Source organism: Clostridium sp. J1101437_171009_A5 (genome assembly GCF_015547905.1).
Taxonomy (GTDB): Bacteria; Bacillota; Clostridia; order Oscillospirales; family Oscillospiraceae; genus Pseudoflavonifractor_A; species Pseudoflavonifractor_A gallinarum.
This window is the reverse complement of sequence record NZ_JADMVY010000006.1, coordinates 80,364-94,553: the sequence shown is the minus strand read 5'-3', so window position 1 is coordinate 94,553 and position 14,190 is coordinate 80,364. Positions and strand designations below refer to the sequence as shown.

10 protein-coding genes and 1 pseudogene are annotated in these 14,190 nt (G+C 50.8%); 10 read left to right on the top strand and 1 reads right to left on the bottom strand.

Annotated features, from left to right (window positions below; all coding sequences use genetic code 11):
* Positions 1–4: 4 nt before the first annotated feature.
* The 4 genes and pseudogenes from I2C21_RS09765 to I2C21_RS09750 all read left to right on the top strand — a co-directional run bounded on the left by I2C21_RS09765 (position 5) and on the right by I2C21_RS09750 (position 4,168).
* A pseudogene (locus I2C21_RS09765) lies at positions 5–3,161 on the top strand (DEAD/DEAH box helicase).
* Complete coding sequence (locus tag I2C21_RS09760; protein ID WP_195279170.1) at positions 3,162–3,545, top strand: (deoxy)nucleoside triphosphate pyrophosphohydrolase; 384 nt, start codon at positions 3,162–3,164, stop codon at positions 3,543–3,545. It begins immediately after the preceding pseudogene.
* The gene (locus I2C21_RS09755) at positions 3,535–3,855 is read left to right on the top strand and encodes a nucleoside triphosphate pyrophosphohydrolase (RefSeq protein ID WP_195279169.1); all 321 of its coding nucleotides are present in this window, start codon (positions 3,535–3,537) and stop codon (positions 3,853–3,855) included. The genes I2C21_RS09760 and I2C21_RS09755 overlap by 11 nt, the downstream gene beginning before the upstream one ends.
* Before the next feature lies 1 nt (position 3,856).
* Positions 3,857–4,168 carry a hypothetical protein gene (locus tag I2C21_RS09750; RefSeq protein WP_195279168.1) on the top strand — a complete coding sequence of 104 codons (312 nt, stop codon included), beginning with the start codon at positions 3,857–3,859 and terminating at the stop codon, positions 4,166–4,168.
* A 106-nt stretch (positions 4,169–4,274) separates the two neighbouring features.
* Here the strand turns inward: I2C21_RS09750 and I2C21_RS09745 are convergent, their stop codons facing one another.
* Positions 4,275–4,535 carry a hypothetical protein gene (locus tag I2C21_RS09745; protein WP_195279167.1) on the bottom strand — a complete coding sequence of 87 codons (261 nt, stop codon included), beginning with the start codon at positions 4,533–4,535 and terminating at the stop codon, positions 4,275–4,277.
* 151 nt (positions 4,536–4,686) lie between these two features.
* Here I2C21_RS09745 and I2C21_RS09740 point away from each other — a divergent pair, with 151 nt between their 5' ends.
* The 6 genes from I2C21_RS09740 to I2C21_RS09715 all read left to right on the top strand — a co-directional run bounded on the left by I2C21_RS09740 (position 4,687) and on the right by I2C21_RS09715 (position 14,122).
* Complete coding sequence (locus tag I2C21_RS09740) at positions 4,687–7,962, top strand: DUF8426 domain-containing protein (RefSeq protein ID WP_195279166.1); 3,276 nt, start codon at positions 4,687–4,689, stop codon at positions 7,960–7,962.
* 30 nt (positions 7,963–7,992) lie between these two features.
* Positions 7,993–9,303 (top strand): McrC family protein, encoded by a 1,311-nt coding sequence (locus I2C21_RS09735; protein WP_286167259.1) that lies wholly within the window; start codon positions 7,993–7,995, stop codon positions 9,301–9,303.
* 73 nt (positions 9,304–9,376) lie between these two features.
* A complete protein-coding gene (locus I2C21_RS09730; RefSeq protein ID WP_286167258.1) occupies positions 9,377–12,079 on the top strand; it encodes an AAA domain-containing protein in 2,703 nt (900 codons plus the stop codon).
* Positions 12,080–12,116: 37 nt separating this feature from the next.
* Positions 12,117–12,650, top strand: coding sequence for a GDSL-type esterase/lipase family protein (locus I2C21_RS09725; RefSeq protein WP_195279164.1), 534 nt, complete (start codon positions 12,117–12,119; stop codon positions 12,648–12,650).
* Positions 12,647–13,027, top strand: coding sequence for a rhodanese-like domain-containing protein (locus I2C21_RS09720; RefSeq protein ID WP_193538964.1), 381 nt, complete (start codon positions 12,647–12,649; stop codon positions 13,025–13,027). Before I2C21_RS09725 ends, I2C21_RS09720 begins: the two co-directional genes overlap by 4 nt.
* 99 nt (positions 13,028–13,126) lie before the next feature.
* The gene (locus I2C21_RS09715) at positions 13,127–14,122 is read left to right on the top strand and encodes a helix-turn-helix transcriptional regulator (protein WP_195279163.1); all 996 of its coding nucleotides are present in this window, start codon (positions 13,127–13,129) and stop codon (positions 14,120–14,122) included.
* The last annotated feature ends 68 nt before the right edge of the window (positions 14,123–14,190 follow it).

Genomic DNA, 14,190 nt, shown 5'->3' with positions numbered 1-14,190 from the left:
TATAGTGTTGCCTCCTGGTCTCTACAAACAAGTCATCAATACTGCCCTGAACCGCGAGCTTTCGGAGATTCCCGATGCCCGCAAATCGGTTGCACCTATTGACAAGGCAGAGGCTTCCAAGGTGCTGGCGCGGTACCTGGCGGATGTGGTGCAAAAGGGTCTGGAGAATGTGGCGGACAACGGTGGTGACATCTCTATGCAGATTGGCCTGGCAAACCAGATTGTAACCCTCATCCAAAACACAACTGGGGAAGCCGACTTTGCTGCGTTGAGTATCGACCAGCGGGCAGAGCAGCTTCTTGCGCTTTTACGGGAGCAAGACCCCCGCCTGGCAGTGGGCAAAACGGCTGCTGACCTGAGCCGGCCGGAGACCTCCATCGCCCAGAGCAGTCTGTTCACCGGGGCCATTCATGAGCCCCAGATGTACACAGAGCTCAAAAAGGAGATCGTCTCCGCCAACCGCATTGACATGCTGGTGTCCTTCATCAAGTGGAGCGGCCTGCGGCTCCTGATGGACGAGCTGTTGGAGTTCACCCAAAACGGAGGGGAGCTGCGGATCATCACCACCTCCTACATGGGAGCCACCGATGTGAAGGCCATTGAGGAGCTGCGGGCCCTTCCCAACACGAAAATCAAGGTCAGCTACGACACCAAACGTACCCGGCTTCACGCCAAGGCCTATGTCTTTTACCGGGATACCGGCTTTACTACCGCCTATGTGGGTTCCTCCAACCTGTCCAACGCCGCCATTTCCAGCGGCCTGGAATGGAATGTGAAGGTCACTCGCCGGGATCTGCCGGAGACCATCGACAAGATCGCCGCCACCTTCGAGAGCTACTGGAATTCCAGTGAGTTTGAGTACTACTCCGAGGATCAGAAAGAGCGGCTGGCACGGGCGCTGAGAGCAGAAAAATACTTTGATGCCAACAACGCCGAAGTGTACACCATGGATATTGCACCCTACTCCTACCAGCAGGAGATTCTGGATAAGCTGGAGGCCGAGCGCACCGTCCGAGGCTATACCCGCAACTTGGTAGTGGCCGCCACCGGCACCGGAAAGACGGTGATCTCCGCTCTGGACTACAAGCGTTTTTGCAAGCAGCACCCCGGAAAGCCTTGCAGGCTGCTCTTTGTGGCACACCGGGAGGAGATTCTGCGGCAGAGCCTGTACACCTTCCGGGCCGTTTTGAAGGACGCTAACTTCGGGGAGCTGTTTGGTGGGTAACTGCAAACCCGAGAGTATTGACCAGTTGTTTTTGTCCATTCAGACCTTCAACTCTCAGGATTTTGCCGCCAAGACTGTTTCGGATTTTTACGACTACATCGTTGTGGATGAGTTCCACCACGCGGCAGCGCCTACCTATCAGAAACTGCTGTCCTACTATCAGCCTCAAATTCTCCTGGGCCTGACCGCTACCCCGGAGCGTATGGACGGCAAGAGTGTGCTGCCCTATTTCAATAACCGGATTGCCGCAGAAATCCGACTGCCGGAGGCCATCGACCGCAAGTTGCTGTGTCCCTTCCAGTATTTTGGCGTCACCGACACGGTGGATCTGAACACCCTGAAATGGAGTGCCGGCGGCTACGATAAAGGTGAACTTTCCAACCTCTACACCTTCAGCGGCGCTGTGGCCCATCGCCGCGCCGATCTGGTGGTGTCCTCGCTTCTGAAGTATGTGACCGATATCGACGAGGTCAAGGGACTGGGCTTCTGCGTGTCCATTGAGCATGCGGAGTTTATGTGCCGCTCTTTCAACAACCGCGGAATTCCGTCCATCTTCCTGACCGGGAAATCCACCGATGAGGAGAGAAAAACCGCCAAAGGACGGCTGGTCAGTGGCGAGGTGCGCTTCATCTTCGTGGTGGATATCTACAACGAGGGCGTGGATATTCCGGAGGTCAATACGGTGCTGTTCCTGCGGCCCACTGAGTCCCTGACCATCTTCCTCCAGCAGCTGGGCCGTGGCCTGCGGTTGGCGGAGGATAAGGAATGCCTGACGGTGCTGGACTTTATCGGCCAGGCCAACAAGCGGTACAACTTCGAGGACAAGTTTGCCGCCCTGCTGAGCAATACCACCCGCAGCGTGACCCGAGAGATTAAAGATGGATTTGTCTCAGCGCCCAAGGGCTGCTACATACAGCTGGAGAAGAAGGCCGCCAAGTATATTCTGGAGAACATCCGTGCCTCTTACGGCAATACCGCCGGGCTGGTGTCCCGAGTGGCCAGCTTTGCGGAGGACAGCGGACTGGAGCTGACCCTGGCCAACTTTCTGGACTATTACCACCTGGACCCCAGGGCAATTTACAAGTTTTCTTCCTTCTCCCGCATCTGTGCCAGATCAGATGTAATTGCGGACTTTAGCGAACCGCTGGAGGAGGTCCTTACAAAAGCCCTCGGCCGGTTGGCCGTTGTGGACTCCCGCCGCTGGATCCGCTTTTTGCTGGACCTGTTGCCTCCTCTGGACGATATGGACTTTACGGCGCTGAGTGAGCTGGATCGGCGGATGCTTCAGATGTTCTATGTGACCGTCTGGGGCAAAGCGGCAGAGAGTTGGGAAGCCGATAAGGTGCTGGATAATCTGTATGCCCTTTTGGACAGCCCAGTGCTGTTGGGAGAACTTCTGGATCTGCTCCGCTATCGGTATGAACAGATCGATTTCATTGACGAGCCGGTGGATTTGGGCTTTGACTGCCCGCTGGACCTCCACTGCACCTATACTCGGGATCAGCTGCTGGTGGCACTGGATTTCCTGAAACCGATGACCGTACGCGAGGGCGTGAAGTGGCTGCCGGAGAAGCAGTTGGACGTGTTCTTTGTGACGCTGAACAAGGCGGATAAGGACTAGTCGCCCACCACCATGTATCACGATTACTCCATCAACGAAAACCTGTTTCACTGGCAGAGCCAGAGCACCACAGCGGCGGACTCGCCCACCGGCCAGCGGTACATTCACCACGGGGAGCGGGGAAGTAAGGTGCTGCTATTTGTTCGGGAGTTCAAGGCAGATCGGATTACAGGTGGTGCAGCGGCCTATACCTTCCTGGGAACGGCGAACTATGTAAAGCATGATGGAAGCAAGCCCATGAATATTACCTGGAAGCTGGACAGTCCGATTCCGGCAAAGTTTTTGAAGAAGACAAATAAATTGGTGGTGGGATAAATGACAGAGGTAGTTGCAGCCCTGATCTGGGATCAGGATAAGTTTATGATTTGCCAGCGCCCGGCCCATAAGGCCAGAGGGCTGCTATGGGAGTTTGTAGGCGGCAAGGTAGAGCCAGGCGAAACCAAAGAACAGGCACTCATTCGGGAATGTCAGGAGGAGCTGGCTATTACCCTGAATGTGGGGGAAGTATTCATGGATGTGGTCCACGAATACCCCGATTTGACAGTTCATCTGACGCTGTTTCATGCAACCATCCGGGAAGGCATTCCTCAGAGACTCGAGCACAACGACATCCGTTGGATCACCGTGAATGAGATTGATCAGTATGTATTTTCTCCGGCAGATGTAGAGATTTTGAGAAGAATAAAGGATGCCTACTAAAGCCTATCACAAACTGGTGCGGGATCGTATTCCAGAGATTATTGAAGCAGATGGGAAAATCTGTGTCTGCGAAACGCTTTCTGACGAAGACTACCTGTATCTTCTGGATCAAAAATTGAACGAAGAACTGGCAGAATATCAGGAAAGCAAATCCTTAGAGGAATTGGCGGATTTGCTGGAGGTCATGCAGGATGTCGTAAAGGCCCACGGCTGGACACTGGAAGAACTGGAGCAGGTGCGAGCAGATAAGGCATCCAAACGGGGTGGATTTGAGAAAAAGATTTTGTTGAAGAAAGTTGTTGACGAATAGTATGCTGCTCTTTTATAAGAGTGTTGATTATTCTGTATTGACAGCCGGCCTAACAATACCGATACAGCACCAAGAATCCGTCTTCCGTGAATTGGGATTTACACTGGAGCATGGGCAGCGCAAACAAATACAGATTCTGATTGACGGCACTCCATACCCCGCTCAGATCATAAACATTCAGTTTGATAAAAGTAAATATCCAACTCATAGGGATCTTCTGCAAATCCGATATTCTGCCAAGAGTGCCATTGCTCAAAAATTACAGGGGCTATTTGCATATTCAAAGGAGCAAATTACATTACAACGTCAATAATATTATGATCATATGTCCCAACCATCACGCAATTATTTACGATTTGAATCCTGTATTTGATTTCGATCAAAAGCAGTTTCACTATCCTAACGGGGATGTTGAAGGATTAGCCATCAATCTTCATTTGTAAACTGAGGTGAGCTCCATGCCTACCTACCGCGCTGCCTCCGGCAGTAGTGCTGAAGACTTGTTCATCGAATTGTTTTCCGACTTCCGGTAGTTCTACGAGGCCCGCCGGGCGGCTGGACTGGTGGTGGAGAAGTCCAATAGCATTTACGCCAAGGAGAACTATACCGACGCCCAGGTCCAGCGGAATATCCTGTCCAACCCCTTCAAGCGTTTTGAGGACATGCAGATGCTCCACCATACCAAAAACCCTGGGCGTGATCCAAGTGGACGAGTCTGTCTGGAAGAAGCTGACTCGGGAGGAAAAGCAGGAGATCGAGCGGATTTGCGACGAGAAGCTGGAGCAGTAATTATGGCCGCTTCTAGGCTGCACAAACGGATGGTGATCTCAAATGAATCAAGAGATATTGAATAAACTGAAAAGCACTCCGGAACTGTCACCTGATGAGCATGATGGAAGCTATGAACTGGTGCGCGCAATTGTGTCCGGCTATCGTGATGTGGATGAGGCTGTCCTGGACTACCATGATCTGAACGCCATTTATCTTATGTGCATTGGAACATGGCGGCACAGCTATGACAAAAAGCATGAGGCGGTTCATACAGCGCACCTGTCCGAAGCGCGCAAACAAGAGCTGGATCACCTAATTGATGCCTTGAAAAGCCGAGCGGAGGCTGGTGCCTACAAAAACCAGGAAAAGGCTGTCTCAGGCACAGGCCATATTGGAATGTTTGGTACTGGATTCTACTCGTTTCAGGGCAAGGCGGATATCCAATCCGTGCGCGCTTTTATCAGGATGTGCGTGGATCTTCTGGATATGACAGATGATGAGGAGATGTTTCAGCGTGCCGCATCAGTGCTTACAAAATCGTTCCGCGGTATGCAGGCCGCCGCAGTCTCTGTGGTGCTTCATTGCTTAAAGCCGTTTACCTTCCCTGCCATTAACAGCAATATGGGCAGCGAGGATATTTTTGCGGCACTGGGAATTGAGCTGAAATCCCGAGGTAAATTGGAAACTTATGTCGATAACTGCCGGAAAATCAAAGCTTTCCGGGATGCCAATTTTTCTTTCAAAAATTATCGGATTCTGGACATGGCAGCGTGGGAGCTGTCTGCTGATCCCATCCGTCGTGTTGTTAGCCAATACAAGGAATCCTTTGCCGCCTGGTTTCCGGAAGAAGCGTATAAGTGGCGGGCAGTCCAATGTTTCCAGGAGCATTGGAATCCAGAGAGAGCCGATTTTGCAGAAATGCTGAAGGAATCCTTCGCCCAGGCGGGAAATCTGCTGGACACCAATTACTCATTTCCCTGTAAGATGATCGCATTTTTTGCGGAAAAGGAGCCTGATACGGTCCGCTCGATGTTTCAGCAGCTGTTGGCTCCCGGAGTAGATATTGTCGAGCAGATCCAAAACTTTAAACAAAGCGCAGATGCCCTGTTAGCCAAGTATCAGTTCAAAGAAAGCATGAAGCAGCATTATCAGGGCGATCGTACCATCTGCACCTATCTGTTTTTTGCACAGCCTGATCGGTATTTTCTCTATCAATACGGGAAACTCAAGGCTTTTCTGGCAGAGACCGGCTTGCAGGCCGCCTGTAAAATGGGAGATACCCAGAATGTGCTTACCTACCAGGAGGTTGCCAACCAAGTTCTTACTTGTGTCCAGCAGGACAGCGAGCTGCTGAACATGTTCGAGACAAAACGAGCAGAGTTGGGAAGCGCATATTATCCGGATGTTGAACATCACCTGTTAGCCGATGACATCATCTACTTTGGCAGCCAGCTGCATAAAAGCGACTATTGGCCCACCTTGGCAGAGTATGATCCGGAGATCAGTGCAGAACAGTGGCTAAAACTTCTTGCGGACAGAACAATCTGCACAGTGGAAAATTTGCAGATTCTGAAAGCTATTCAGCAGGCAGGCGGAGAGGCAACCTGTAAACAGCTGAGTCTGAAATTAGGGAATACTTCTGCCCACTATAACGGCAGCATGATTCAGTTTGCCCGGAGAGTACAGGAAAAAACGGGCTGCCCGTTGGTTCAGAATGAAAACAATGATCAGAAGTGGTGGCCAATTCTTTTTGTGGGACGCACAGCACTTCAGGATCAGCCTGGTACATACTCCTGGAAACTTCGTAATGAATTGGCGGATGCGCTGGAACTTTTAGCGCAGAGAGGAAGGGACGACCCCATGCCGTTTGCAAAAAATACGATCCTCTATGGTCCTCCCGGGACGGGAAAGACCTATCAGACGGCCAACTATGCGGTGGCGATCATAGAGGGGAAATCGCTGGAAGAAGTCCAAGCAGAGAACCACGAAACGGTCTTGGAGCGTTACCGGAAGTACCGGCAGGATGGGCGGATTGAGTTCACCACTTTCCACCAGTCTTTTGGGTATGAAGATTTTATCGAGGGAATTCGTCCTAAGTTCTTCGGCGAAAACGAGGAAGAAGCCGGTGAGATCCAATACGAGATTACAAAGGGCGTATTCAAAGCGTTTTGTTTGAAAGCTCAAATTCCAATCGCAGATGCTAGGCAATCTCCCTACGGTTTTTCTGATACACCTTCTGTTTGGAAAGTCTCTCTTGGCGGTACAGGAGGGCATCCGCTTCGCAATTACTGCATGCAAAACGACTGTATTCGCATTGGATGGGATGAGTATGGCGAAACCGTTACAGACGAAACGAATTACTTTGTTGGCGGAAAGTATGTGCTGAACGCATTCCTGAATCGGATGCAGTTAGGAGATATTGTCCTTTCTTGCTATTCTGCCCGAACCATTGATGCGATCGGCGTTATCACTGGTGATCCGGAATGGCTCCCCAATGAAGATCACTATAAACGTTCCAGAAAAGTGAACTGGCTCCTGAAGGGCAAAAAAATTGATATCGAAGAGTTTCAATTATCACGTTCGCTGGTTCAATCCACAGTGTATCAGCTGGATACCACTGCGGCTGAAGTTATCAAAGCCCTGGAGAAAAATGGCTTTGCACCGACAACTGCGGTAGGAACAAAGCCCTATGTATTTATAATTGACGAGATCAATCGTGGAAATATTTCTAAAATTTTTGGAGAACTGATCACATTAGTTGAACCTTCTAAACGGCTCGGCCAAAGTGAGGGATTACAAGTCAGACTGCCGTATTCTCAAAAGCTTTTCGGAATCCCTGACAATGTCTATCTGCTGGGCACCATGAATACGGCGGATCGCTCCATTGCTCTGTTGGATACCGCCCTCCGTCGCCGGTTCAGCTTTGTGGAGATGATGCCGGACAGCGGCGTCTTGGATGGCATAGAGGTCGAGGGCATTTCCATCAGCGGCCTGCTTACGACGCTGAACCGCCGGATTGAGGTGCTGTTTGACCGGGAGCATACGCTGGGGCATGCTTTCTTTACCCCACTGCGTCAGTCCCCGTCCATTGAGACCTTGGGCGAGATCTTCCGGGACAAAGTCGTTCCGCTTCTTCAGGAGTATTTCTATGACGACTATGAAAAGATCTGCCTGGTACTTGGGGACAGGAAGCGTCCGGAACAGCAGCAATTCTTTAAGGTTGAAACCGCGGATTTGCAGAGCCTGTTCGGTGTGGAACCTGATTTTGAAGTAAATCCCACATACCATATCAATCCGGCTGCTTTCTTTGATGTGGAAGTATACCGGAATCTCTGACAGGCACATTCTATTGGGAGGTGAGCTCCATTGAAACAATATACCATTCGGGAATACATGGGGTTTACCCGCAATGGACCGCCACGGGCAGGCCTGATCTCTCTGCCGGAACACGCATTTGATCAACTGGAGCAGTTCATTCTCTCCAACCGGGAGGAAGGTTCCGGTACCCAGCCACTGGAGTTGATGAGTCTGAGCGCAAAGCCCGGCGTGGGCAAAGTGATTACCGCCAAAAACTATGTAGGGGTTATTACCACCAGAGACGGAACAGAGATTGAGATCCTGCCCAAACTGACGATAGAGGGAGACGACAGCGACCAAGCTGTCCGCAAAGTGTTTCTTACCATGCTGCGAACGGTTCAGGAGGCGCCATTCAAGACATTTCGTACTGCCCACCTGAATACTTCCCGTATGCGCTTGCTGGATCTGTTTGTGCGCATGTTTTTGGACGAGGCCCACCGGCTGATTCAACGCGGCTTAAAATCAGATTACACGGCAAGGCAGGACAATGAACCCTGTGTCCGTGGGAAAATCGTATTCTCGGAGCATATTCGAAAAAATCTGCTGCACCGGGAGCGAATCTTCGTGGAGTACGATGTGTTCAGCGTGGACTGCCCGGAAAACCGCCTGGTAAAGTCAACCGCTGTCTATCTACAGCGGCATGCCACAGATCTGCAGAACCGCAAGGACCTTCGAATCGTGTTATCTGTTATGGATCAAGTTCCAGTGTCCAAACATGTGGAGCAGGACTTCCTGCGCTGCGGCCAGTCACGCTCTATGGCGGACTACCGGCGACTTTTGGAGCTGTGCCGGGTGTTTTTGCAGGGGAAGAGCTTTACTGCCTTTTCTGGTGGAGAAGCCGCGCTGGCGCTTCTCTTTCCCATGGAGCGCGTGTTTGAAAGCTATGTGGCAGCGGTGCTGCGGCGGCATTTGGACTTCAGGCAATATCGTGTTCATGTGCAGGCAAAGGGCAAATATCTCTTTGAACTGCCGCGGAAGCAGTTTGCCCTGCGGCCGGATTTGGTCATTGAAGACTTGGATAGCGGCGAGCGGACTATATTGGATACCAAGTGGAAGCTTCTGTCTCCTCAGTGGCGCAATTATGGAATCTCACAGGCTGATATGTACCAGATGTACGCATATCAGAAAGAATATGCGGCAAAACAGGTGGTGTTGCTTTATCCGGATTGCGAAGCAATGGCAGGACAGAAAAGCTCTCTTTGCTATTCTTCTCCCAGCGGAAGTCTGGTCATAGTGCAGACATTGCGTTTGGATTCTCCGATTGCGATGGCAGAAGCAGTGAAAGAGTTGCTGGATGTAGCATCTCAGCCTTCAAAATAGCAATGCACGCCCAATCACGGAGAGATATCAGCGAAACAAAGAAGGTAGGTTTGTGATGGACAGCAAAAAATACATGTTCCTGATCAATGGGCAGGACAAGACGGACTCCGTTGCCAGTTTCCGTTTTCAGGACGGTATGTGCGAGGTGGTTTACAGCAGTTCCCCAAAGCCCTACCACTACCGTTCCGAAAAAGTACAGCTCCTAGAAGTACAGAGCCGGATCGATCCCACGCAGTTCATCATTACCGTGGATGGAAACCCTTTTTCTCAGATCGATGAGATTCTGGATTTTGGCTCCTTTTACCGTTTCATCCGGACAGGGAAAAGAGCCCTTACATATCCAAAAGGCCAAGTGGAACTTCAGAAAAACTGCCTTACAAGCCAGAGACAAGCGGGCGTTTTTGAGTATTTCAAAGAAACAGCAGCAGCGGTCAGTCTGGTGGCCGAAGACGGTCGCAATATTCTGAATGCCCAGTACGAGCGAATCCAGAGTGTCAGCGACGCAACGGTGCTGTCCTGCTATCTGGATTCTTCCAAGGAGCCTGCGGTGCGGGCGCTCCCTGAGGCAGTCATCTACCCCTTTGGTCTGAATCAGAGCCAGAAAACAGCGGTGGAGAATGCGCTTTCCTCCCAGATCAGCATCATCCAGGGGCCTCCCGGTACTGGAAAGACACAGACCATTTTGAATATCATCGCCAATGCAGTTCGGAATGGTCAAACGGTAGCGGTTGTCTCCAATAACAACTCTGCCACCCTGAATGTGGCGGAAAAGCTGGAGAAGAAGGGACTTTCGTTCCTGGCCGCTTTTCTGGGGAGCCGAGCGAATAAGGAACATTTTCTGGAAGCACAGACTGGTCAATATCCCGATATGTCGGCCTGGGCTCTGGAGGCGGAAGAGGAGGCACAGCTGAACCAGGAGATAACGGTTCTCTCCAAAGAGCTCAGTGAGATGCTCAACGCGAAGAACCGCATTGCCGCCATCGAACAGGAACTCCTACAGCTGACGCCAGAGCAGCACTATTTCAGTGAGTACTACAGCACCTATGCGAAAGGTCTGAGGGATGAGGTAAAAGGGCTCTCTTCTCGAGAGATTTTGTCTCTCTGGTTGGAGTATGAGCAACATGCCCAGCAGGAGAGTATGTGGGCAAGCCTACTCCAAAAGATCGCTATTCTGCTTCGCTTCAATCGCAGTGCTCTGAGAGTATTTTTCAAAGCTCCGGAACTGGTCATTCCGTATCTCCAGCGGCAATTTTATATGGTGCGCCAACAGGAGTTGACAGAAGAGCGGGTTCAGTTGGAAAAGAAACTGGAGCGGTATGCCTTTGACGAGAAGATGGCAGAGCTGACGGAAAAGTCTCTGCGGTTGTTCCGAGCAGAGTTAAGCGAAAAGTTTCCTTGGGAAGAGCCCCGTCGGTGCTTTGAGATGCGGGATTTCCGAGGTAAGTCCAGGGAACTCAATCGAGAGTATCCAGTGATCCTGAGTACGACTTACTCCATCAAGGGTACTCTAAACTTTGAACATACCTACGATTATCTCATCGTGGATGAGGCATCCCAGGTGGATCTGGCCACTGGTGTACTGGCCTTCGCCAGCGCCAAGAATATCGTCATTGTTGGAGATCTCCAGCAGCTTCCCAATGTGCTGGACAACCAGAACATTCAGAAAAGTGAGAAGATTTGGGGCCGGTATTCTCTCCCGGAGACGTATCATTTCACCGCCCACAGTCTGCTCTCCTCCGCCATTGCCACATGGCCGGAGGCTCCTACCGTTCTTCTGCGGGAACACTACCGCTGCCATCCCAAGATTATCAATTTCTGCAATCAGAAATTCTATGGCGGGAAGCTCATCGTCATGACGGAGGACCATGAAGAGCCGGATGTCCTGACGATGTACCGGACAGCACCCGGCAACCACGCCCGTGGCCATCTGAACCAGAGACAAATTGATGTGATTCGGCAAGAGGTGCTTCCCAGCCTGGAGAGACAGGGGTATGGAAGCATTGGCATCATTACGCCGTACCGGGACCAGGTGGCGGCAATCCAAACACAGCTGGGCAAGGAATTGGAAGTGGCTACCGTCCATAAATTCCAGGGCCGGGAAAAGGATGCCATCGTTCTGACCTCCGTGGACAATGTTATTACGGACTTTGTGGATGATCCACGGATGCTGAATGTGGCGGTATCCAGGGCGGTCAAGTCCTTGACCGTCATTACCTCACAGGACCCGCAGAACGACCGAACCAACTACGGCGATCTGGCGCGCTATATCGAATATAACAACTGTGCGGTAATTGAGAGCGCGGTGTACTCTGTTTTTGATCTGCTCTACCAGGGGTATGCCGAGCAGCGGAGGGCCTTTCTGAAAAAGCATGGGCGGGTTTCAGAATACGACTCGGAAAATCTCGTCTATGCTGTGATTCAAAATATGCTCCAAAAAGCAGAGTTTTCTTTTGTGGATTGTGCGGCCCATGTGTCCTTGGTCAACTTGGTGAAGGACTACTCCATGTTGACGGAGGAAGAAACAGCATATGCCCGTAATCCCCTGAGCCATGTAGATTTTCTTTTGTTCCGTCGTATGGACAAATCTCCTTTGCTGGCGGTAGAGGTGGATGGTGCCGCCTTCCATGCCGCAGGAAGCGTCCAGGCGGACAGAGATGAAAAGAAAAACCGGATTTTTGAACAGTGTAATATTCCGCTGCTTCGACTTCGGACAGATGGGAGCGGGGAGGAGGAGCGCATAGAACAGGCGCTTCGGTCAGCAGTTTCTAACAGTTGACACCCCCCGAGATTACCAAGAGAAGAGGAAATATAAGATGAATGTCATTTGCTTCGGTGATTCCAATACCTACGGCTATGACCCACGGGGCTATTTCGGCGGGCGCTATGACGCAGACAGCCGGTGGGTGGACATCCTGTCTGCGGAGACCGGGTGGACAATCTCCAACATGGGTCAGAACGGCCGGGAGATCCCATCTGCCGTTCCCATCCTGCCCGCTGACACGGACTTGTTGATTGTCATGCTGGGGACCAACGATCTGCTCCAGGGGCGAAGCCCGGAGCAGGCGGCTGAGAAGCTGGAGCGGTTCCTCTCGAGCGTCTCCATGGATCGAAACAAGATCCTGCTGATTGCACCGCCGCCGGTGACCACTGGAGCGTGGGTGCCCAGCCAACAGCTCATTGACAACTCCCACACCTTTGCACGACGTTGTCAGGACCTGGCGGAACAGCTGACGATCCGCTTTATAGACGCTGGAAAGTGGAATATCTCCCTGGCCTACGACGGCGTACATTTTACCGAGCAGGGGCACAAAACGTTTGCTGCCGGACTTCTGGAGGAACTGAAATGAAACGAATGATCCCTTTTCTGTTTGCCCTTTTACTACTGACCGGATGCGGCGGGAATACTGCAGATGGCTCCTACCAGCAGATCACACAGGAAGAAGCCAAAGAGAGGATGGACAACCAAGAGGTCATCGTCCTGGATGTGCGGGAACAGGACGAATATGACAGCGGGCACATTCCAGGTGCCGTTCTTCTGCCGGCAGGCACGATTGACGAAGATACTGCCGCTGAGGTGATCCCAGAAAAGGACTCCACGGTTCTGGTCTACTGCCGCAGCGGAAACCGCAGTAAGACAGCTTCCTCCATACTAGCCGAACTAGGCTATACCAACATCTATGAATTCGGCGGCATCAACACATGGCCCTATGAGACGGAGCCGTAAGATAAACGGCCCTTGGACGTAAAATCTATATTGCGACAAACAAAGAAAGAGTCAGTTAGAAGCTCAGGCTGCCCAACGTGTAAACTGTGGAGGGATCATATGAGTCGCGCCAGACTGCTACATGTCCTTTCAATTTTAGAAACGGAAACCAATATATCCTGTGGGCTAACATTACAAGAAATTTGCCGGATACTGCTTGAAAAGTACCCGGAAGAAAGGTGCTCTGAACAGCGGGTGCGCAAGGATATCTCTGTTCTGCAGGTGCTTAGTGCAGAGAAACTTGTGCCATTTGAGCTAAAGTATGAGTCAGGGCCTCACAATCAACGAAAATATAAACTTTATCGTCCTGCTTTTGGGTTAAATGAGGCGCGAATGGTATTTGATTCAATCTCTATCAGCCAATTTTTAAGCCCGACGCAGAAGAACTCACTAATTTCTCAACTGGAAGGGTTTCTCTCCCAGCGTGAAGTGCGGCAGTTAAAACAGCGTGTCCGAGTAAGACCTTGTTTAATGCAAAATGAGCAGCTTCCGCAGACACTTCAAGTAACTTACCGAGCAATTGATGAACAGAAGTGCTTGCGCTTTGATTATTCGAGATTCGATATAGCAGGGAGACAACAGATCAGAAAAACTTATCGCCACATTCGCCCAATTCAAGTTGTATGGGAGCAAGAACATTATTATTTGGTGGCCATAAATCCAGAACACGACGAAGATGACCGGCAAAGAAATTACCGCATTGACCGAATGAGAAATGTGGCCTTTGATACTGGGGAGTGGAGGAAAGTTAAGGAATTCGGCTTCAGCTATGGTCAATTTGATATGTTCTCCGCCAAAGAAAAACGGATTGTAACATTTCGAGTGCATCCATATCTTCTTGATATGGTATTTGAAACATTTGGGACAAATATTATATGTCATCCGGATGATAAACGACAGGATTGGATTGTATTCTCTGCTGAAGTAGAGTTATCTGCCGGCTTTGACCGATGGGTGCTTCGGCAAACAGATAAAATAGAAGTATTAGCGCCTCCCTCGGTACGCAATCGTATCCATGAATTGCTAGAAAACATTATCAAAAGCTACCGCAAATAAAGCGGTAGCTTTTTTATATTTCAAAACTAATTTATTATTTTGCATCAGTTTTTCAGATTTCAAAAAAC

What these genes read in the sequence shown, in the direction of transcription:
- I2C21_RS09760 (WP_195279170.1), top strand. Translation starts at nt 3,162, where the DNA reads ATGACAGAGGTAGTTGCAGCCCTGATCTGGGATCAGGATAAGTTTATG.
- I2C21_RS09755 (WP_195279169.1), top strand. Translation starts at nt 3,535, where the DNA reads ATGCCTACTAAAGCCTATCACAAACTGGTGCGGGATCGTATTCCAGAG.
- I2C21_RS09750 (WP_195279168.1), top strand. Translation starts at nt 3,857, where the DNA reads ATGCTGCTCTTTTATAAGAGTGTTGATTATTCTGTATTGACAGCCGGC.
- I2C21_RS09745 (WP_195279167.1), bottom strand. Translation starts at nt 4,535, where the DNA reads ATGGTGGAGCATCTGCATGTCCTCAAAACGCTTGAAGGGGTTGGACAG.
- I2C21_RS09740 (WP_195279166.1), top strand. Translation starts at nt 4,687, where the DNA reads ATGAATCAAGAGATATTGAATAAACTGAAAAGCACTCCGGAACTGTCA.
- I2C21_RS09730 (WP_286167258.1), top strand. Translation starts at nt 9,377, where the DNA reads ATGTTCCTGATCAATGGGCAGGACAAGACGGACTCCGTTGCCAGTTTC.
- I2C21_RS09725 (WP_195279164.1), top strand. Translation starts at nt 12,117, where the DNA reads ATGAATGTCATTTGCTTCGGTGATTCCAATACCTACGGCTATGACCCA.
- I2C21_RS09720 (WP_193538964.1), top strand. Translation starts at nt 12,647, where the DNA reads ATGAAACGAATGATCCCTTTTCTGTTTGCCCTTTTACTACTGACCGGA.
- I2C21_RS09715 (WP_195279163.1), top strand. Translation starts at nt 13,127, where the DNA reads ATGAGTCGCGCCAGACTGCTACATGTCCTTTCAATTTTAGAAACGGAA.